The organism is Rahnella sp. ATs2, assembly GCF_051851855.1.
GTDB lineage: Bacteria > Pseudomonadota > Gammaproteobacteria > Enterobacterales > Enterobacteriaceae > Rahnella > Rahnella variigena.
The window spans coordinates 38014-58938 of sequence record NZ_JBLYPL010000026.1 but is presented as its reverse complement, the minus strand read 5'-3'; the positions used below and the strand labels follow the sequence as shown (position 1 = coordinate 58938).

General features: G+C 46.8%; 17 protein-coding genes and 4 pseudogenes. 8 read left to right on the top strand and 13 right to left on the bottom strand.

Features of this window, described 5'->3' with window-relative positions:
* The first annotated feature begins 22 nt into the window (after nucleotides 1–22).
* Nucleotides 23–667, top strand: a complete 645-nt coding sequence (locus ACJY2G_RS22290; RefSeq protein WP_439292204.1) for a DNA-binding protein — start codon at nucleotides 23–25, stop codon at nucleotides 665–667.
* 38 nt (nucleotides 668–705) lie between these two features.
* On the opposite strand, the gene ACJY2G_RS22285 is transcribed toward ACJY2G_RS22290, so the two are convergent.
* The 4 genes and pseudogenes from ACJY2G_RS22285 to ACJY2G_RS22270 form a co-directional block, all read right to left on the bottom strand.
* On the bottom strand, nucleotides 706–1416 hold the full coding sequence (locus tag ACJY2G_RS22285) for an RES family NAD+ phosphorylase (RefSeq protein ID WP_439292203.1): 711 nt from the start codon (nucleotides 1414–1416) through the stop codon (nucleotides 706–708).
* A gap of 331 nt (nucleotides 1417–1747) precedes the next feature.
* Nucleotides 1748–2236, bottom strand: a pseudogene (locus tag ACJY2G_RS22280) (IS3 family transposase); the annotation flags it as partial.
* Between the two features lie 80 nt (nucleotides 2237–2316).
* A complete protein-coding gene (gene ltrA, locus ACJY2G_RS22275; RefSeq protein ID WP_439292214.1) occupies nucleotides 2317–3825 on the bottom strand; it encodes a group II intron reverse transcriptase/maturase in 1509 nt (502 codons plus the stop codon).
* 672 nt (nucleotides 3826–4497) lie between these two features.
* A pseudogene (locus ACJY2G_RS22270) lies at nucleotides 4498–4920 on the bottom strand (IS3 family transposase); the annotation flags it as partial.
* A 64-nt stretch (nucleotides 4921–4984) separates the two neighbouring features.
* Here ACJY2G_RS22270 and ACJY2G_RS22265 point away from each other — a divergent pair.
* The gene (locus tag ACJY2G_RS22265) at nucleotides 4985–6136 is read left to right on the top strand and encodes an IS30 family transposase (RefSeq protein WP_439292201.1); all 1152 of its coding nucleotides are present in this window, start codon (nucleotides 4985–4987) and stop codon (nucleotides 6134–6136) included.
* A gap of 12 nt (nucleotides 6137–6148) precedes the next feature.
* Here the strand turns inward: ACJY2G_RS22265 and ACJY2G_RS22260 are convergent.
* Nucleotides 6149–6415, bottom strand: a pseudogene (locus ACJY2G_RS22260) (transposase); the annotation flags it as partial.
* 149 nt (nucleotides 6416–6564) lie between these two features.
* Complete coding sequence (gene cqsA / locus ACJY2G_RS22255) at nucleotides 6565–7713, bottom strand: alpha-hydroxyketone-type quorum-sensing autoinducer synthase (RefSeq protein WP_439292200.1); 1149 nt, start codon at nucleotides 7711–7713, stop codon at nucleotides 6565–6567.
* A 196-nt stretch (nucleotides 7714–7909) separates the two neighbouring features.
* Here cqsA and ACJY2G_RS22250 point away from each other — a divergent pair, with 196 nt between their 5' ends.
* The 4 genes and pseudogenes from ACJY2G_RS22250 (at nucleotide 7910) to ACJY2G_RS22235 (ending at nucleotide 13257) form a co-directional block, all read left to right on the top strand.
* Nucleotides 7910–8470: a recombinase family protein gene (locus tag ACJY2G_RS22250; protein WP_439292198.1), complete on the top strand. Its 561-nt coding sequence runs from the start codon at nucleotides 7910–7912 to the stop codon at nucleotides 8468–8470.
* Nucleotides 8471–8518: 48 nt separating this feature from the next.
* Nucleotides 8519–11514: pseudogene (locus tag ACJY2G_RS22245) on the top strand (Tn3 family transposase).
* A 45-nt stretch (nucleotides 11515–11559) separates the two neighbouring features.
* On the top strand, nucleotides 11560–11880 hold the full coding sequence (locus ACJY2G_RS22240; RefSeq protein WP_439292212.1) for a helix-turn-helix domain-containing protein: 321 nt from the start codon (nucleotides 11560–11562) through the stop codon (nucleotides 11878–11880).
* Between the two features lie 225 nt (nucleotides 11881–12105).
* Nucleotides 12106–13257 (top strand): hypothetical protein, encoded by a 1152-nt coding sequence (locus ACJY2G_RS22235; protein WP_439292196.1) that lies wholly within the window; start codon nucleotides 12106–12108, stop codon nucleotides 13255–13257.
* Nucleotides 13258–13296: 39 nt separating this feature from the next.
* On the opposite strand, the gene ACJY2G_RS22230 is transcribed toward ACJY2G_RS22235, so the two are convergent.
* From ACJY2G_RS22230 to ACJY2G_RS22215, 4 genes are read right to left on the bottom strand one after another with little or no spacing between them, the layout of a single operon-like run.
* Nucleotides 13297–14028: a 2OG-Fe(II) oxygenase gene (locus tag ACJY2G_RS22230; RefSeq protein ID WP_439292195.1), complete on the bottom strand. Its 732-nt coding sequence runs from the start codon at nucleotides 14026–14028 to the stop codon at nucleotides 13297–13299.
* The gene (locus ACJY2G_RS22225; RefSeq protein WP_439292194.1) at nucleotides 14025–14951 is read right to left on the bottom strand and encodes a hypothetical protein; all 927 of its coding nucleotides are present in this window, start codon (nucleotides 14949–14951) and stop codon (nucleotides 14025–14027) included. The genes ACJY2G_RS22230 and ACJY2G_RS22225 overlap by 4 nt, the downstream gene beginning before the upstream one ends.
* Before the next feature lie 12 nt (nucleotides 14952–14963).
* Complete coding sequence (locus ACJY2G_RS22220) at nucleotides 14964–15746, bottom strand: SAM-dependent methyltransferase (RefSeq protein ID WP_439292193.1); 783 nt, start codon at nucleotides 15744–15746, stop codon at nucleotides 14964–14966.
* Between the two features lie 53 nt (nucleotides 15747–15799).
* The gene (locus ACJY2G_RS22215) at nucleotides 15800–16108 is read right to left on the bottom strand and encodes a hypothetical protein (protein WP_439292192.1); all 309 of its coding nucleotides are present in this window, start codon (nucleotides 16106–16108) and stop codon (nucleotides 15800–15802) included.
* Nucleotides 16109–16617: 509 nt separating this feature from the next.
* On the opposite strand from ACJY2G_RS22215, the gene ACJY2G_RS22210 reads away from it, so the two are divergent.
* Nucleotides 16618–16797: a cytoplasmic protein gene (locus ACJY2G_RS22210; protein WP_439292190.1), complete on the top strand. Its 180-nt coding sequence runs from the start codon at nucleotides 16618–16620 to the stop codon at nucleotides 16795–16797.
* A gap of 382 nt (nucleotides 16798–17179) precedes the next feature.
* Here the strand turns inward: ACJY2G_RS22210 and ACJY2G_RS22205 are convergent, their stop codons facing one another.
* Nucleotides 17180–17641: an Lrp/AsnC family transcriptional regulator gene (locus tag ACJY2G_RS22205; protein WP_439292189.1), complete on the bottom strand. Its 462-nt coding sequence runs from the start codon at nucleotides 17639–17641 to the stop codon at nucleotides 17180–17182.
* 116 nt (nucleotides 17642–17757) lie between these two features.
* Between ACJY2G_RS22205 and ACJY2G_RS22200 the strand changes: the two genes are divergently transcribed.
* Entirely contained in the window at nucleotides 17758–18705 is a 948-nt protein-coding gene (locus tag ACJY2G_RS22200) for a DMT family transporter (RefSeq protein ID WP_050290700.1), read from the top strand.
* Between the two features lie 925 nt (nucleotides 18706–19630).
* On the opposite strand, the gene ACJY2G_RS22195 is transcribed toward ACJY2G_RS22200, so the two are convergent.
* Nucleotides 19631–20137, bottom strand: a complete 507-nt coding sequence (locus ACJY2G_RS22195; protein ID WP_439292187.1) for a hypothetical protein — start codon at nucleotides 20135–20137, stop codon at nucleotides 19631–19633.
* A 90-nt stretch (nucleotides 20138–20227) separates the two neighbouring features.
* Nucleotides 20228–20842, bottom strand: coding sequence for a recombinase family protein (locus tag ACJY2G_RS22190; RefSeq protein ID WP_439292186.1), 615 nt, complete (start codon nucleotides 20840–20842; stop codon nucleotides 20228–20230).
* Between the last annotated feature and the right edge of the window lie 83 nt (nucleotides 20843–20925).

Here is a 20925-nt window from a genome sequence, read left to right as displayed (position 1 = left end):
AATCGTCAAATGGAGGTGCATAATGATTAAACACACCACAGCGGAAAGAGAAATCAACACTTCAAATAAGCTGAATGAGTACCAGTTGAACCTTCTGAAAAGGATTAACAACCTCGCTATTTCCCTAATGCCTGAATTTGAAGACAAAAATCAGGCTATTAATGCTGTTACGCTGGATGACGGCTCATTGATGCAATTGCTCTACACCGTTCAACTCGAGCAGAAGACACGCGTCAACGACTATGAAATGCGTAAAGTGCGCCGTCGTCGCGAATATCTGGAAAGATTTTATCGTGAGCTTCAAGAGTTGGGCGGTACGCTTAAGGTGAACGACGTGGTCGATATCCTTGGCATCACACGTCAGGCGATCAACATTCGCGTTAAGAAGAACAAGCTTTTAGCATTCAAACAAAACGGGGATTTTATTTTCCCGAAATTTCAGTTCACTGATAATGGGCTAATTCCCGGCTTTGAAGACGTGATGGCCGCATTCGAAGAGGATACACATCCAATGTTGCGGTTGGGTGTGCTGAAATCACTGATAGAGGTTAACAGCGAAGGCCTGCAAAAGACGCCGATTCAAATCATGCTGGACGGTGCTAAAAAGTGTGAACTTAGTCTGGTCATACGTGCGGCTAAACAGTTCGGAAATCAAGTATCCAGTTAACGGATTTAAAAAGAGGGGCCAGCCCGCCCCTCTTTGATTTACATTGGTTCTGGCGTAATTTCGAATCCAAGCAATTCTTCGAACATCTCTTCACCTGACATCGTTCCTTTGTGCCACCCCTTAGGGAACATGCCTACGTCAGTTTCGACGTAACTGGCATAAGGCCACATCCCCTGAGGGGTATCGGTAAAGGCTGGTGTACTACCCGGTCGTTTCCAAAAGGCATAACAACGCTTATAGCGCTTATGTCTTGAGGTATAGGCAATCCCGTCATAGTCGCGCCCGAAATGCGTATAAAGATGTTCCATTAGCCACTGAGGAAAGGTGTAATCCTCGTTCTCTAAGCTATCCAAAGGGATATGTAACAACTCACAGAGTGCTACAACATCAATCACTTTCACCGTTCTCACGACATCCACAGAGCACATATAGTGTTGTGAAAGTACCGATTCAGGATAAGAAATCGTTCCTTTGAGATGGAACAAACGCCCGTATGCTTCCGCCGCCGCCGTTAACGCAGAGTCAGAGGCATACCATACCGCCACACTTCCCTTGAGAGGGTTGTATCGCCCACAGTCGTCTTTCTCAATTGGCGCGCTGAAGTTGATTGCGCTTTTATACAACTTCCTTTGATGACGCTTCAAAAGACCAGGGCCTTGTTGAATGTCAATCGCCGGAATACGTCCAGAATTGTTTTGTGCAGCAATTCCTTGTGCAACAGCAGTTTTATTAAATGTCCATTTGTTCATTTTTAATTCTCCTTCTATAAACAGATTAAGCCATAGGCTCCTCTCCATATTGATTGAAAAACAATCCCTGCCGTGCTTGCCCAGCAGGGTTCGCGAGACCACGTGCATCTCAATCTCGATTATACCAAGCAAAATTTTTATGTTTCAGAGATTTATAAAGTTTTTAAAATACTTCGCATGCCTTCTCGATATATGGGAAGGTTTGAAAATAAGAAATAACGCAGAGTGTTTTACCGAAAGGAGTAACATACAGATCCTTATCAGGAGAATTAGAAATGATAACTTCATTGGATACTGTATTTTGAGGGGTCTGAAGCCCAACCTGTAGTGGTCAACAAAAACTGGCCACAGCTTTAGAGTTTTTCCAGAACAATCGTTCTGATTCATTCGGCGTCAAACCACCATTATATTGATGAGGTCTGAGCTGGCTGTAATATCCTGTGATGTAATTCGTTATTGCCGTGCTGGCTTCGCTAAAATTCGCGTAGCCATTATCCGGTACCCACTCTGTTTTCAGGCTTCTGAAGAACCGTTCCATTGGGCTGTTATCCCAGCAATTTCCCCGGCGACTCAGGCTTTGCTTTATCTGATATATCCACAGTAACTGTCTGAAATTCTTGCTGGTATAGTGACTGCCTTGATCCGAGTGATACAGTAAATTAGCCGGTTTTCCCCGTGCTTCCCAGGCCATCGACAGGGCTTTACCTGTCAGTGCGGAATCAGGGAAAAATGACATCGCCCAGCCAACCGGTTTACGGGAAAACAAATCGAGTACTACAGCCAGATAAGCCCAGCGTTTTCCCGTCCAGAGTAGAGTAAGAGGCAGGGCGTAGTCGGACTATTTCCCTGCCTCTCCTCCCCGAACCGGACGTGCACCTTTCAGCGCATCCGGCTCTCCATCTAAACGCTGGCGAACGCCATTGCCACTTCGGTGTAGCGCGATCTATACGTGTTTCTGGTTTCCGTCCTCAGATAGGGATTACCTTCGGGTAGACGCCAGCGGAACAGCTTCTTGCCTTGCCCCACCAACCGGTACAGTATTTCGCCGCTGAGCTTGCCGTGGTTGGTTTTACCAAATAAAACCCACGTTTTGCTCTGACCCGGTTTCGGTGATTTACACCACCTCATCATCAGGGAAGCGATACCTGTACGGTATTTGCGGGCCAGCCAGTGAGCCAGCTTCCAGAACACGACACGGTCGATATAATTGAAGACTTTGGCCTTAAAATCAACGAACTGATAGAACATGGCCCAGCCTTTCAGTTTTCGGTTGAGTTGTTCAGCCATATCGACTTTGCTTTCACTGTAGTTGCCTGATAACAGTGCTGTCAGCGATGCGGCGAAGTTTCTGGCTTTCTCCTGCGGGATCGTTGAGACCACTCGCATCTCGCCATAACGACTGCGTTTGCGAATGATCCTGTGCCCCAGAAAGATAAAGCCGTCATTAACATGGGTGATTTTAGTCTTATCCATGTTCAGCCTGAGTTTCAGACCGCCTTCGAGCACACCCCGACACTCCTCCCTGATGGCTTCCGCCTGTGCTTTGGTGCCTTTGACGATGAGGACAAAATCATCGGCATAGCGGCAGTACGCCACCGCGGGTTTCCACTGCCAGTTTTCTCTGACCGCCGTACTTCGGCCCCTCTGGATACTGTTATTCCAGTACCACCGATCTTTTCTGGCTTTCCCGCTCAGGTAGCGCTCATGCAGGTATTGATCGAACTCATTCAACATGATATTCGACAGCAACGGCGATATTACGCCACCCTGTGGCACACCTTCACTGGCCGCCCGAAAGAGACCGACATCAATATGTCCCGCCTTGATGGTTTTCCACAGCAGAGTCATGAAACGTGCGTCACTGATCCTGCGGCGTACAGCCTTCATCAGTAGTCGATGATGTACGGTGTCGAAGTAACTGGACAGGTCGCCTTCAATCACCCAGCGTCCCCGTGTTTCACCGCAGTCGGTGAGCTGTAATTTCACCGTGCGGATCGCGTGGTGGACACTGCGCTCAGGTCGGAAGCCATATGAGAGCGTATGAAAATCACTCTCCCATATCGGCTCCATCGCCATCAGCATGGCCCGCTGAACAATACGATCCCGCAACGCGGGGATACCCAGTGGTCGCAGTTTGCCGTTGCTTTTAGGGATGTAAACCCGTCTGGCGGGCAAGGGCTGGTAGTGACCTGAGAGTAATTCATCCCTGAGGATTTGCAGCTCAACAGCCAGTCTGGCCTGTAGCATTGTTTTGTTCACGCCATCAACACCGGGGGTATGCGCCCCCTTTGATGAAAGCGTGATCCGCGCGGCTTCAGCCAGCCATTCTGGTTGTGTTATCAGACGCAGCAGCCGTTCAATCCGTAGGGACGGATCGGTGGCTGCCCATGTGGCAAGCTTGCGTTGCATTTCGCTGATTATCAAAGGTCTTCACCTCGTTAGGTCAGTTAATTCACGTCGCAAACACATTCAAACTGCTTCCCTTCGCCATGTAATGGGCTTTCCCCATCGCGGACTACTACGGAAGCTCCGCCAGCCAGCGCGTCATCGGAGCCATGCCCCCTTAACATCCGTCGCTGACCTTCCCCGGTTTACCTGCCTGGACTCAGACATACTGAGGAGGCTGCCCGTCGCACTCTTTATCCTTGCTTGCCGCAAGTCGGCAGAAGTCAGCAACGCGAGCGTGATAGACGCTGCTGCCCCGGTATTTCGCATACATGTCAAAACACCTTCGACCGGCGGTGCTTACTTATCACTGCCAGTTCCTCCTGCACGGCCTGTCAGATCACGTAGGCCGTGGTGACGTTTTCAACCCACAGAGGCGGATTAACGGGTTCATGTTCTTCAGCCTATCAGTACTTAACCTTGAGGATCATCTCGGCTTAGTGATCTCGCCTCAATCCCCGTTGTCAGCGGGTTACATCACCCCGCGGGCATGCCGCAGGTCACTGCCGCTCAGGTTCTCCACCGTCACACCCGGTGGGATTGTTGGGTTTCTCATCGTGAGTTACCGGTTCAATATTCCAGACAGACTCGTGGTTCATTTGAGCGTCCATGCTCGCCCTGAACTCCGGGCACACTATAAGTCACATCACCGCACCAGGCCTGATTAGGCTCGGTAACAGCAAACTGGCGATCCAGATAATTAGGGATCTCAATGTGTTCCTTAGACGCCTTCTTATAACGATGGCCAGGTTGCTGACAGCTGATAATATTGAGCGCTTTCATCAGCTTTGTTGCCCGCCAGCGGCTCAGTTTTATACCTTTGGTGGTGACCATCGCAGCAATGCTTCGCGCTCCTGCTGAGCTGTTACTTTCGCGATAAACTTCACGCACCAGGCTCAGTAATGCCACTATCGTGGCGTCAGGCTTCCTGGGCTGCCGCCAGTATTTATAACTGCTGCGATGGACCCCAAACGCGTTGCACACAACGGCAACAGGAAACCGCGCCCTGAGTTTCTCAACTAATGAGAATTGTTCAGGGAGTCTGACATCAAGAGCGCGGTTGTAGATTCAATTGGTCAACGCAACAGTCATGTGAAAACATGGGGTTGCGGAGGATTTTTGAATGAGACGGACATTTACAGCAAAAGAAAAAGCATCTGTTTTTGAACTGTGGAAGAACGGAACAGGCTTCAGTGAAATAGCTAATATCCTGGGTTCGAAACCAGGAACAATCTTCACTATGCTAAGAGATACTGGCGGCATAAAACCCAATGAGCGCAAGCGGGCTGTAGCTCACCTGACGCTGTCTGAGCGCGAGGAAATACGAGCCGGTTTGTCAGCCAAAATGAGCATTCGTGCGATAGCTACTGCGCTAAATCGTAGTCCTTCGACGATCTCACGTGAAGTTCAGCGTAATCGAGGCAGGCGCTATTACAAAGCTGTTGATGCTAATAACCGGGCCAACAGGATGGCGAAAAGACCAAAACCGTGCTTACTGGATCAGAATTTAACGTTGCGAGAGCTTGTTCTGGAAAAGCTGGAGATGAAGTGGTCTCCTGAGCAAATATCAGGATGGTTAAGGCGAACGAAGCCGCGTCAAAAAAAACTGCGAATATCACCTGAGACAATTTATAAAACGCTGTACTTTCGTAGCCGTGAAGCGCTACACCACCTGAATGTACAGCATCTGCGCCGGTCGCATAGCCTTCGTCATGGCAGACGCCATACCCGCAAAGGTGAAAGAGGTACGATCAACATAGTGAACGGAACGCCAATTCACGAACGCTCCCGGCATATCGATAACAGACGCTCTCTGGGGCACTGGGAAGGCGATTTAGTATCAGGCACAAAAAACTCGCATATAGCCACACTTGTAGACCGAAAATCACGTTATACGATCATCCTTAGACTCAGGGGCAAAGATTCTTTCTCAGTGAATCAGGCTCTTACCGACAAATTCCTGAGCTTGCCGCCTGAACTCCGGCACTCACTGACATGGGACAGAGGAATGGAGCTGGCCAGGCATCTGGAATTTACTGGCAGCACCGGAGTTAAAGTTTACTTCTGCGATCCTCAGAGTCCCTGGCAGCGGGGAACAAACGAGAACACTAATGGGCTAATTAGACAGTACTTTCCCAAAAAGACATGCCTTGCCCAATATACTCAACATGAGCTGGATCAGGTTGCAGCTCAGCTAAACAATAGACCAAGAAAGACACTGAAGTTCAAAACACCGAAAGAGATAATTGAAAGGGGTGTTGCGTTGACAGATTGAATCTACAGTAGCCTTTTTTAATATATCCCTTTCCATTTCAACGCGTTGAAGTCTTTTCTTTAGCTCACGTATTTCAATCTGCTCAGGCGTCATGGGTGAAGCAGTGGGTGATTTTCCCGCTCGCTCTTCTTTCAGTTGTCTAACCCATTTGTCCATCGTGGATTTGCCGACATTCATTGCCGTTGCAGCGGCGGCAACGGTGTAGTGCTGATCGAGTACAAGCTGGGCAGCTTCGAGGCGAAACTCGGGGCTAAAATTACGTCTGTTACGTCCGGTCATAATGTCACCTGTTTTGACTGTGAGGTGATGATATCACCTCTGTTCAGGTGGCCAAATTCAGTGTGCCACTACAACCGTACGGAAACGTACGGCAAGTGCATTTTTTGAGCAAAGTATATATCCAGTCATAACATTTCAGGATCATCAAATTATACATCGTGGATACTTGTCTTAAATGCATCGACTATTCTTGATATATCAGAATCAGTTAGATCTGAATTTATTGTAAGTCTAATTAAAGATTTGTTCTTTGTCGTAGCCGGGTAACCAAATACGGAACCATAAACTCCCTTCTTTTGGAGTTTTTTTTGCAGTATTAGCACACTTTTTTCACTACCGATTTCCACTGCAATAATTTGCTCTGTTCCGCTGGAAACATTATATCCCAACCGCTTCAGACTTGATCTTATTTGCCTGGAGTTAAAATGTAATTTCTCCCTCTTAATATCAGATGAAACAATAACTGGAATAACATTCATAAACCATTTTAAATCATGATTCATGAGCGCCGAACTAAATATTGATGGATGCGACTCAAGCAGAAAGTAATCTTTGAATTTATTGGGGCAAGTTATCAACCCAGCTCTGCCAGCAAACGCCTTGGCAAGACTGACGGTAATAAAATCGACTTGTTCATTAAGTTTTAAAGCATTTACAATCCCCCTTCCCTCTGGACCATGTGTTCCTGCTGAGTGGGACTCGTCAACAACTAAAATACAATCTAACTCTTGAGCTAATGTAGCAAAATCACTTAATGGGCAAAGGCTACCATTAGTGCTATAGACGGAGTCAACCACTATAATACCAGGACCATATTGTGATATCTTTTTTCTCGCATTATTTGCATTGTTATGGGCAAACACATAAGATTTTGCGTTTGCTAACCTAACTCCATCATGGAATGACATGTGAGCTAAAATATCAATATATACTGGGGTGGTATCATCCGCTATTGATTGTATTAACCCTGTGTTTGCAGCCCAACCAGACTGACATAAAATGCTATTTTCAACATTAAAGAATTTTGAAAACTCTCTTTCAACTCTAGTCTGAAAACTAGATTCATCCAGAAAAACCGATGACATCAACACGTCATTTGATATATCTTTCCCCATATTTAAATAAAGTGATTTATTTTTACAAAGGCAAAGATAGTCATTATTATTCAATGGTACATCATTCGATGATGGTGAAGGTGATTTAAATAAACTCTCTCCTCCCCACTCATTAACAAAGCGATCCTGATAATGTTCTTTTATTCTTTTTTCAAGGAAAGATGGGAGAGGTTTCTGATGCATATGTCACCAAAATAGATAAGTTATATTTGAATATAATCAATAGAAATCATTTTTACCATGTAATTTTAATGTATACCCTAACCTGACGTCAGACCTGATAATGAAAAGTGTCAGAATAAAGTCTCCATACGTGTTTATTGACACAAGTAAATAAAGGTCATAGATTCTTTTCTGACACATTCACTATTGGAGGCGTATGAAAGGTCAACGTATTGGCTATATCCGGGTAAGTAGCTTTGACCAGAATCCAGAACGGCAACTGGATCAGACTCAGGTGGATAAAGTCTTCCTCGATAAAGCATCGGGTAAAGATACTCAGCGGCCAGAGCTGGATTCACTGTTGTCATTCGTGCGTGATGGAGACATCGTGGTGGTTCATAGTATGGACAGACTGGCTCGTAACCTGGATGATTTGCGCCGTCTGGTACAAAAGCTTACCCATAAGGGAGTGCGTATCGAGTTTGTTAAAGAATGCCTGACATTCACTGGCGAAGATTCACCAATGGCAAACCTGATGCTCTCAGTTATGGGTGCTTTTGCCGAGTTCGAACGTTCTTTAATCCATGAACGCCAGCGTGAAGGCATCGCTTTAGCCAGGCTGCGTGGAGCTTACCGAGGGCGGAAAAAATCACTGTCCTCAGAACAACAAATTGAAGTACGACGGCGAGCAACAGAGGGTGAGAAAAAAGCCCAGCTTGCTCGCGAATTTGGTATTAGCCGTGAAACGCTGTATCAATACCTGAAACAATCTGATTAACATCTCATTTTATGTATTCGTATGTGATCCGTAGCCAGGGAGGCACTTTTGCCAGCAGATTTTTTAAACGCGGAACAACGTGCCAGTTATGGTCAGTTCTCTGGTGAGCCTAATGACATTCAGCTTGCTCGTTTCTTTCTGCTGGACGAAGTGGATATGGACTTCATTAACAATCGGCGCGGAAGGGCAAACCGTCTGGCAGTGGCATTGCTGATTGGCAGCGTTCGATTTCTTGGTACATGGCCTCATGACTTGTCAGCGATCCCAACCAACGTACTGTGGTTTGTTGCCCGAAAGCTGGGAATATCCGATACGGGTGTTCTGTCCTACTACTCCAGAAGAGAAACCACGCTGCGTGAACATCAGGCTCTGATCCGTCGTCAGTATGGCTATCGTGATTTTTCGTGGCCATGGACCTTCAGGTTGAGCCGGTTACTGTTCACCCGCAGTTGGCTTAGCAACGAACGACCAGGTCTGCTTTTCGATCTGGCTACCAGTTGGCTTCTGCAAAATAAAATTCTGTTGCCAGGCGTCACCACACTGACCCGTTTGATATCCGAAATACGTGAAAAATCAGCAGACAGGCTCTGGTCACGCCTATCCGGACTGGCATCAGACGAACAGTGCTCATGTTACAAGTGCCTGACGGAATACGCACCTCACGTTTTGACCAGTTAAGAAAGGGGCCCGTTGTTATCAGCGGGCCAGCATTTAACCAGGCAGTTACGCGTTACCTGAAACTTAAAGCATTTGGCATGCAGGATCTCGACTTCACCGGTATTCCTCCGGTGCGTTTCAATGCACTCGCCCGGTATGCTGATATGATTTCAGTGTACAAAATAGCCCGAATGCCACCCGCAAGACGAACAGCAATGCTGGTTGCATTTGTTCGTTCCTGCGAAATATCGGCACTGGATGACGCTCTGGACGTTCTGGATGGGGTTATCGCTGATATCGGTCGGGAGGCGAAAAAAATTGGGCAGAAAAAACGCCTGAGAACGCTGAAAGACCTTGATAAATCAGCATTAGAACTGGCGCATATCTGCTCGGTGCTTCTGGATGAAAATGTCAACAGTGAGTTGCTTCGCACGACAATATTTGAAAAATTCCCTCAAGCCAGGCTGGCCGATACCATCACATTTATAAATGCTATTGCCCGGCCTCCTGACGCCAGTTTTCACGATGAAATGGTGGAACAGTATGGGAGAGTCCGCCGCTTTCTTCCCTGTTTGCTGGAAAATATTGAATTCAGCGCCGCTCCGGCAGGTGAAACCACGCTGGAGGCTATACGCTATCTTGCGGCGCTCCGGTCAACCCGGAGGCAGCATATTGATGATGCACCAATGGCGATAATTACCGGCCCTTGGAAGCGACTCTGCTATGGCAAAGACGGTCATTTATCCCGACAGGGCTATACCCTCTGTGTTATGAATAAGTTACAGGACAGTCTGCGGCGACGGGATATTTATGTCGCACAGAGCGAACGCTGGGGAGATCCGCGGGCTAAACTTCTCCAGGGTCAGGATTGGCACACCAACAGAGTGCAGGTGTATCGCTCACTCGGGCATCCCCTCAACGCAGTAGAGGCCGTCAATGCGCTTACCCGGCAGCTCGACACGGTGTATCGACAGGTAGCTAAAAATTTTGCCGATAATCAAGCCGTTTCGCTGGATTTTACTGGTAAACGCACGAAGCTGACTATTGCACATCTGAACGGACTGGATGAGCCGCCGACGCTGAAGTTACTCTCAAAACGTATATCTGACCTGCTGCCAGTTGTCGATCTGACAGAACTCCTTCTTGAAATTAACGCGCATACAGGTTTTGCAGATGAATTTACCCATGCAAGCGAGGCGGGTGCGCGTATGGATGACCTGACCGTCAGTATATGTGCGGTATTGCTGTCTGAAGCCTGTAATATTGGTATGGAACCCTTCATTCGACCTAATATTCCGGCGCTGACCCGTTATCGTCTGAGCTGGACCAAACAAAATTATCTCAGGGCAGAAACGCTGGTAAAAGCAAACGCCAGACTGGTTGATTATCAGTCTACCCTGACTCTAGCTCAGAAATGGGGCGGTGGCGAGGTGGCCTCTGCGGATGGCATGCGGTTTATTGCACCTGTAAGAACGGTACATGCGGGCCCCAACCGAAAATATTTTGGTTCCAGCCGTGGGATCACCTGGTACAACTTCATTTCAGATCAGTACTCCGGATTTCATGGTGTTGTCGTTCCAGGTACGCTAAGGGATTCCATATTTGTACTGGAAGGGCTACTGGAGCAGCAAACCGGACTAAACCCGACAGAAATAATGACAGATACGGCGGGTTCTAGTGACCTGATCTTCGGTCTTTTCTGGCTGCTGGGCTATCAGTTTTCACCCCGCCTTGCCGATGCCGGGGCTTCTGTATTCTGGCGAGTGGATAAAGATGCAGATTATGGCGTACTGAATGACATCGCCCGCAATGCTGCCAATGCCCGAAAGATAGAGCAACACTGGGATGACATGATGCGCTTGGCGGGTTCTCTGACGCTGGGGACAATCCGGGCGTCAGTTTTAATTCGTTCATTGTTGAGCAGCGATCGCCCTTCAGGGTTAACACAGGCCATTATCGAAGCTGGGAAAATTAATAAGACACTGTATCTGCTAAATTATATTGATGATGAGGATTACCGACGTCGCATTCTGACCCAGCTTAACCGGGGAGAAAGCAGACATGCTGTCGCCAGAGCCATTTGTCACGGGCAGAAAGGCGAGATCAGAAAACGCTATCAGGATGGGCAAGAGGAGCAACTTGGCGCACTGGGGCTGGTGACCAATGCCGTCGTGCTCTGGAATACCATTTATATGCAGGCCGCACTGACACATTTGCGTGATGAGGGCGAAGTCATGAATGAAGAAGATGAAGTCCGGCTTTCGCCACTGCGGCATGCACATATCAATATGCTGGGGCACTATACATTTACGCTTGCAGAACAGGTAACAAAGGGCCAGCTCAGACCTCTTAAGCAGGCGGACGAGGCGGATGATTGGCCTTTATGACGACCTAGTTATCAAGGCAATAAAGTTCTAAACTGGTTAAAAAACATACTTAGCGTACGTTTTCGTACGGTTGGGCTTCAGACCCCTGATCCGGCAGACCCTATGGGGAAAATGTTCTTCAACGTGCTGGCTACCTTTGCCGAGTTTGAAGGAGACCTGATTCGTCTGCGCACCCGGGAAGGGATGGCCATTGCCCGGGCGAAAGGAAAACTGCGGGGAAAACAACCCAAGCTGTCTGATAAACAACAAAAAGAGCTGTGCCGGATGCATGAAACCGGGCAGTACTCAATCAGCGACCTGGCTGAATTATTTTCGGTGTCACGACCGACAGTTTACCGAACACTGGCCCGCAGTAAGGAAAGCTAATGGCATTCATTCATCTGTAAAGTCAAAATGTTCGGAGATTCAAACATGGAATCCCAAACTGGAAAATAGGAAAAGATTATCTATACTCGGTGGAGTATAACCATCTCAACAACCAGATCCAGATAAGGAACGAGACGATGTAATTGACATCACATGGAGGGGAATCAATTCAATTAATCGTTTAATGGTCTTGAGGTGACTATGTTTTTGATATTGTTACGCTCAATGCGTAAGTATCTTTGGTTAAGAATACTCGTGTTGGCGCTAATTTGCAGTTCCGTAGGTTCTGGATTGACGTTCATCATGGTTTTTGGTGAGCTGGCCAGATTGAACGCGGCGCCGTCTTCCTTTGCCTTGGCGTTTATTTTGTCAACATCACCGGGGTTTTTGGGGAGTATTGCAGGAAAATATCTGCTTGCACGTATTGAAGCAAAATATTGCTTCATGATCGCTGAATGCATTGGCGCACTGGGTTTGATTATTCCCTGGTACGGATTGGTTCATGGTTCCGTGACCATCCTGCAGCTTGCTGGCGTTGCCTCGTCGGTATCTGCGGGGATCACCATTCCTGCCATTAATCATTATACCAAAGCTAAACTTGCTCCAGAAGATATTGGTGCCGGTGCGGTTATCGACACGCTGGTGTTTGCTTGCCAGGTTTTATTTGGCATCGGTGTTGGCGTATTCCTTTATGGTACCGTTCAGAGCAATACCTATTTGTTGGCAAATCTGCTCAGCTACATCATAGCCATTACATTTATATTTTCACTGCCAAAGCTGGCGAATTATGCAGAACAGAATATTTACGCACAAGGGTTGCCTAAAAGGTTGTCATCAAAACAACGTGCTAGCCTCTATTTATTGCCGGCACTGGCGATGACTGGAGCACCGGCCATGTCGCTCCTGCCTACATTGGTCCACAGCAATAATGACCAAAAAGAAACACTGCTGTTTTTATTGTTCGCCCGCAGTCTGGGACAACTTCTTGGGCCATTTTTGGTCAAGGAAGAGCGTTACAAGAATCAGTCATCACTGTTTATTATTGCGTGCATGACGGCATTTATTGTGTGCTATTTGTTCGTTCCGCTGACACCGTTCCTGAGTGTTTCATTACTACTGGTTTTTTCTGCCCATGTATTTTCCAATATCATCTATAGCCTTGGCTGGTACAGTTTGCTGACGAACTTTGACAACGATCAGGTAGCAGCAGCCTCTGCCAGCAGCTATAGAAAACAAATTATTATCGGTGCAGTGATCAGTATTTCGGCGGGCATACTGGCTGACAGAGTAGGCAGTCCGCTGGCACTTGTCATTTGTTCTATGACAGGGTTGTTGCTATCTTCTCTACTGATTTTGCATGTAAAACGTCAATCTTAATGACATTAAAACGGCCGGTATTGATTACCGGCCGTAGCTTCAGCTTTTATGAAAAAAACCGGCAACGGAACAACGCATATTGTCCCCGGCACTGACATCAACCTTCTTGATGCAGTGTGAATAATTTGGTTTTATGATCACAAGTCGATTGGGTTTTGGGTAAATAAATGTCCCGACCCCAGAATCATTGATACTGCGTTCACGGATGGTCCATCCAAACTCCGGTCCGACTGCCCCCCCGGTTATCCCTGACATGCGTAAAACCTCTTCAGAAGCATTGTAGGTTTGTTCGGACAGTCCCGCACTGGAATTAACAGGTGTGTTGGTGACACAAAGCTCCCCACCCCAATTGGGTTTCCATTCGGGATGCGCATAAAATATGTATGCCCCTTTATATTGGGCATCGTCTTCATGCCAGCCCAGCCCGCTACCTGCTGGATACAGGAACGTTGTGAGTGAAAATGCATTCCAGTCTTCCCCCAGAAAATTACGCAGATGTGATGTTATTATGCTGATCTTTTTACTTAAAATATTAATACCAGCAGTAATGACATTATCATCCAGGGTGGTTTTTTCTGTCAGCAATGAGTAAAAATAACTGACACTCACCAAAGGCTCGCCGTCGGTCATCCTCCATGATTTTGACCACCCCTGAGAATGGACGAGATAGTAATTCTCAAATTGCATATATAACTGAAGGGCGAAGAGCTCATCGCTACTCAAAAATTCGTCAAAAATCAGATAGCCTTCCCCTTCGACTATATTACTCATAATGGTTTCTCCGAGTTGAAATATTTCTCTGTCTCATTTTCCAACTTCCATTCTTCGATGAGTGATTTCCAGGGAGGTAAAAAGGCGTCCCTGACGTGATATAAACGTGCGGCCAGATTAAATCGCATCATTATTGCAGAGTCCAATGCCTCATTTATCCATGTTAATTCTTCAGCCCGATATTCCTCTGAAAGGTATTGCGCTACTTTACGACGATATCTAACAATTTCCCCGTAAACGTAACAAGCATTGAAAGCCTGGGTATAACTGAAAGTTCGATCTTGCCGTTGAGGGAAATCGATCAGCGACTCCCCCAGAGTTCCCTGACAGTATTGATTACCATGAAATGCGTTGAACGTGTGTACTTGATGATGGAGTGCTTCGTGATAAAGATTTTCGACGAACCCAAGAAACCCGAATTCTCTTGGAAGCTTATGGAACGGTGGAACAAAGAAGAGTGTGGCATCGGAAATAAAGGTAAGATGTGGGAGTTCGTAAAATGATGCGCTCCCATTATTGGCGTTTGCATTTTTAGGAACCAACCATACCAATGTTGAGATAAAATCAGCGATGAATGCCATTTCACTCTCATATAACGAAGAAAACCTTTTCACGCCGTCATTGAGGAATGCTAATCGATTATCACATACTGGAATGCTGCCGACATCAGAAATCCCTATCAGCAATGCCATTGCCTCTCCTGCCTCAGCATTTGTCCAGTTAAATGACCAGTTTCCTATGTCAATCTTTGAGACGTGTTTTCGAGGTAATGTAAAAAAACATCTATCGTGCATGGCGTGATCGCGAACTTGTGCGCAAATAGGGGGCCACTTTTCGCTGATATCTCTGTGAAGGGCCGATTCCTCGCAGCATGAGTAGTAATCATTCAGCATATCGTTTCCGTTATAGGAAAGTATTGACATTTCACCCTCCTGCTAAATAATATTAATTTCTTTCAAAAATTCGAAGTTTACCCTCTCCTTGCTGGGTAAAGAGCCTGGGATATAAAGCGTATGGCGATAAGTAACTTTTGAAAGTAATGTCTCGATATCAGAAAGCTCACCTTGTAACTTATCCGCACATTGTCCTTTTTTGGTTGAGGCACTCAACAAGAAAATCGGAGTATTGGCTGGGTAATGCTTTAATAGCTTCGACTTCAAATATATGACTTTATTTGAAGTCTGCGGTGATGAGTAATCCGTATTAGCATTACCAATAGAGCAGACATGATAAATAAAATAATTGACACAGGGATCCATTGCATAATCATAGATAATCAACCGATTCACATCAAGTATACTGACACCTTCTTCCAGTGGGTCAATACCAATATCATTGATCATCGCGTCGAAACTTGAAATTCCAGGATAACAATGAAAAGTAAAAATCCCATCCTGAGATAATTTCTGTAGTAATTGAACGATGGTCACGCCGACTCTCGGGTGACCAGGAACGATAAGGCCTACATGTTCACACTCAGTAAGCACATTTGAGATGTACTGGATAATTCTGGTGTAATTATCAACATCAACACCGCCATCTTCATACAAATGCGAGAGGTTCTCATGGAGTATTTCATGATGGGAAAGATATTCGTTCAGACCAGCAATGTCTCCGATCCAGAAAACCCGATTTACACTCTGAATGACGGAGAAACCTTCTGTGGTAATCTGATTGACACCCAGCATGCCACTGCCGATGACAGAGATTGTGCTCATTAAAAATCCTTTTAAAAATGCCTCAATACGGGATTGAGGCATGGAATATTTAACTAGAAGCCACCGATAACCTTAGCCAGGTTCATAGGGGCAGCCGCCTGCAAACGCGGGTGCAAGGCTTTGGTGGAATCAAACCCTCCGATGACCTTGGCCAGATTCATTGGCGCAGCGGCCTGTAAACGCGGATGCAACGCCTTGGTAGAATCAAAACCACCAATCACTTTAGCCAGGTTCATGGGAGCAGCCGCTTGCAAGCGCGGGTGTAGTGACTTAGTCGAGTCAAATTCGCCAATGACCTTGGCAAGATTCATCGGTGCTGCAGCCTGTAAGCGTGGGTGCATTTTGATGTTAACTTTTTCCATGAATATATCCTTATTTTCTATTGAGTTAATGAGATTGTTGGCCCACATCTAACTTCTCAGAACTACGGGTATTTCATCTATTAAAAGTGAGCTCTTTGCTGATCCATCACGCCTATGCGTTAGTAATCGTACAAACGGCATAGCATAGACAATTTACATTTATAGTGTATTTTTGCATCATTGCAACAACAATTCATAAACATGGTTTACATATTTAGCCAAAGCTGATGATTAGAATCTAGAGCGGGGTTACTCAAAAAAGCCTAATTAATTATGCTGATAGCCCTAAATATCCATGGCTATAGAGTGATGAAATTTTACATTTGCTATTTAGTTAAAAATCAAATTGCTTCCTTGAGCAATTATCTCCCTTTTCGTTATCCAGTCCAAAAAAAGTAATAAGTACAGACGGTACAAAATTTTGGCGGGTTCCCGCTTACAACCCCGAAACGGTGGGTGTATTAAAAGTTTTTACCGGCGATCGGCGGAGCCCCCGCGAGGTAAAATCAGTGCTAGCCGACGGCTATATGCTGGAATCCCTGGGTGATGAGGGTGAAGTCATTCTGAGTCATGCCGATTTTTTGTCAGTAAAAGCGAAACTGGCAGAAATGGAGAGCTGGGAACAGGTTGTGGGGAGCACACTTTTCGGTGGAAGCACCTGGATGTTACGGCATGATCCTGATGATTAAGGGGATAATCCAGTAACCGGTTCATAATTTAAAAGTGACAAACGTTACAGAATTTTCGAGGGTTCCGGCGTAGAACCCCGTTTCGGACACAGAAACGCCTTAGCCTCGCCGTTCGGGTAACAACCAAGAACGCTTTGGTTAAAAATTAGTCTTAGCGTGGTTTATTTTCCGTTTTCCATGCGGACCCCGTGGAGACCCGCGCGTATCCGATAAGCATGATATGTATTCCAGTAAGTCACGAAATTTGAGTATAGATGGAAAATGATAGATGGAATGAGAAGGTGTAATCCTGCACTGCGGATTGCAGACCGGTTATGGCCAACAGGTTGGAGGTTCCACAAAACGGTCGTTTTATGGAATCTGACAACTAATAACGAAACCGTTAACCTGGTAATGGAAGCTGGGTTGTGTATTTAATTTCCTCCATGGAAAAACTGGACGTGACATCACTCAACCCACTTACTGAACTGACCAGTTTTTTGTAAAAACTATCGTAACCCTTCATATCTGAAACCACTACCTGAAGAAGATAATCATATTCTCCCGTAGTACGGAAAAAAGTCATCACTTCCGGCATGCTATTGACCTGCGAAACAAAATGTTTATACCAGTCATGGCTGTGGTTTTGTGTTTTTATCATCACAAAGGCTGTAAGCGACAAGCTAAGTTTGTCCTTACTCAACAGGGCAACCCGACCAATAATGATCCCCTCATCTTCAAGACGTTTTATGCGCTTCCAGCAAGGATTAGGCGTTAAATCGACAGCCGCTGCCAGATCCTGCAGACACAGAGTACAGTCGCGCTGTAAAAGCCTGAGTAACTCCTTATCTTTCTTGTCCAGCATAACCGTGCCCCTCTGATAGAGAAATATTTTCTCTAAAAGTATGAAAAAACAGTAAATAAAACAATATTTTTCTCCTGTTAAAAAGTTAAATTAATTTCTTTTACTGGGAGCATCTTATGCGCAGAGTGACGATATTGGTATTATTCCTGCTGGTTGCACTGACCTGGGGAACCACATGGCTGGCTATGCGAATAGCCGCTGAAACTATCCCTCCGGTGTTTGCAACCGGAATGAGATTTATGTTCGCGGCACCATTCTTAATGAGCATTGCATGGTTAAGAAAAACACCACTTTTATTTCCACCCGGACAACGCTTATTTCAGCTTGGAATTTGTATATTTTATTTCGCCATTCCTTTCTCATTAATGATTTATGGTGAAACCTATGTTAGCTCCGGACTTGCCTCCATTATATTTGCGAATATGCCTGTGGCTGTTTTGATAGCTTCAGTAATTTTTTTGAATGAAAAAACGAACTCAATGCAGATTGTGGGGTTAACTATCGCAATAGTTGCACTGGCGGGAATTCTTATCGAGGAAACGAAAACAAGTACAGAGAGTCACTGGCAGGGAATCATTGCGCTTGTTTCAGCCGTAATCATCCATGCCATAATATATACTCAATGCAAGAAAAGAAGCTGTACTGTATCTGTTATAACGTTCAATGCGCTCCCGTGCTTTCTGGCAGGATTGATACTTTCTGCGGTAGGATGGTTCTTCGAAAGACCACAGGTGTCAGCTTTTTCAGCGCACTCAATATTAGCTACTCTGTATCTCGGTGCTTTTGCCGGAGTTTTTGGAATATTGTGCTACTTCGCACTTCAGCAAAAAGCCAGTGCCTTTCAGGCTTCGCTTGTTTTCCTTATTTTTCCTCTGATTGCGGTAAGCCTGGAAAGCTATATATATGGATATGCAATTTCAACTCAATCAATGCTGTTCATTATACCGTTAGTTGCCGGGGTATTTCTTACTCTTTTCTCACGACGAGTGCCTGCAACCAACATACATCGGGATAGTTCGCCACAAACAAATAATTGTATTCCTGAGCATACTGAAACTTCCTGAGGACTTAAAGAGAAGACTTTTCGTTTTCAGTTAATGTGGGTCAGTGAAAATGAAATGCAGGTCGGTGCGGATAAATGCGGGTTCATTTGCAGGTATTGTGGGTTTGGGACCAGTGCTGGTTGCAGCTAATGTGGGCTGAAACTCGGGGATAAATGCAGGTCACTACACCTAGCGGCATGAAGGCGACAAACGTCGTTTCGCATAGCTCTGTTGCCAAACGTCGCCGTAAGCCCGGCGTAGCCGGTCTGTGACCCTAATAGCCCGCAGTCAACCCCCCGCCCTGCCAGACCGTTTTTAAAGAGGCTTGAGCGTGCGAAAGCCGATACTGCGGACTTTCAGCCACGAAGAAGCTTAACGGTCGAATGACAAAAGACTCTTCCCGCAAAACTAGTTACAACATTCACTGTTCCTGATTCTTTTATCCGGCCGGGCCTGGTGCCCGTCCGGGTAAAAGACCCACGGCCAGCGAAAACGACTGGATGGCTGATGAAGGAACTCTGACGCCTGCCCGGAACAACGTGGAGGGTGCTACTTCATCTTTATCTCAACGTCGGTGATGTTTGCATGAGGATTGCCCTGAGCAACGCGAAGGGAGCTACTCCCGATGCCGTGCTGAAAGCCGGCTCAGGAGTACTCTTTCTTTAGAAAGCGTTTTTGTTCAGAAGCTACGTTCGAAATTAACGATATTTATCAGGCCTTTTCGAAGTTAATGCCTTACCGACCGGCATCGATATCTCTGCGCCTGCCTGATTTGTATAATTATTATTCAAACGCCGACGAGGTACTGGGTGAAGTTCCCGCGCTGGCGTCAGCAAGGCCGCAGCCGCCAGATTGCAGGCACGGGAAATTCTGCCGGCATCGAAAAAATGTCAGCATAAAGCCCGCGTCTGACGCGGAAAGTGTGTTTCGTGAGGCTACTTTGAGTTTATGAGAGCGGGACGCCGGCGCGCTCGAGCAGCAGGCGGTAGAACGCCTCAGAATCGCTGGCCAGCAATGTTGGATGCTCAGCTTTCACGGCACTTTCGAGCTGCATCTGGAGGACGTGGGTACACTGGCCGCTGGCCACCCAATTCCACCAGGCATTTCTGTGGCGGTTCTCTTTGCCACCGTTGCCACGCAGCTGCCGCACCTTGCGAGCCTGCTCGTCGAGAATCGCACCGATATCTGCCTCAGTGCGCGCTTTCTCTCCGCGCAGTTCGGGGCTGACAACCCAGCGCTTTATCTGCCGCAGGCGGTTTTTAAGCGAATGCTGACGCTCCATTGAGATCCCCAGCCTGGCCATTTTTAGCAGGTGACGCTCGTACTTTTCGCGCAGCGTCTCCGCCAGTCCGCGTGAAATCGCCCACTGGCGATACTGGTGTAGCCATTCACGGATGTTTTCGACCCGGATACCGCGTGAGGTAAAACACTTATCGGTCAGGAAAATGCGCATCGGCTTGTTCTGCCCTGAATCAGCATCGCGGTCACGGTGAATGACGACGGGGTTCTACGCCGGAACCCCAGATTTTTCCGTTCGCCAAAATTATCCCCGGCTGAGTAGCTTTATGCCGTCAGCTCGCAGTTGACCATCAGGAGAAATGTGGCGGTACAGCGTTTGCCGGGTTATCCCCAGCTCCAAGCATAATGTACTGACTTTCGTCTCTGGCCGCCCCATTGATGCCATTGCCAGTCGCAATTTTATTGGCGTCATTTTGTAAGGCCGTCCGCCGTTCCTCCCGCGGGCTCTTGCTGAGGCAAGGCCTGCAGTCGTTCGCTCGGCAATCAGTTCGCGCTCAAACTCGGCCAGTGCGGCAAAGATCCCAAAAACAAGCTTGCCGGCAGCTGTCGTGGTATCGATAGTCGCTCCGTGACCGGTCAGTACCTTCAGGCCTATCCCGCGCCCGGTAAGATCATGCACCGTATTAATGAGATGACGAAGGTCGCGCCCGAGTCGATCCAGTTTCCATACAATCAGGGTGTCATCTGGCCGTAGGGCCTTCAGACAGGCAATAAGTCCAGGGCGATCTTCTCGCTTGCCCGATGCCCGGTCTTCATAAAGATGGGCAACATCAACGCCGGCAGCGATCAGCGCGTCGCGCTGTAAATCATTAGTCTGGGAACCATCTGCTTTTGACACCCGCATATAACCAATTAACATTTCACACCTGTCACATATACGTTCGATTATGTGACATTCTGATTTTGGTATCGGGAGCTGTCAATCATTGTCACATTACCCGT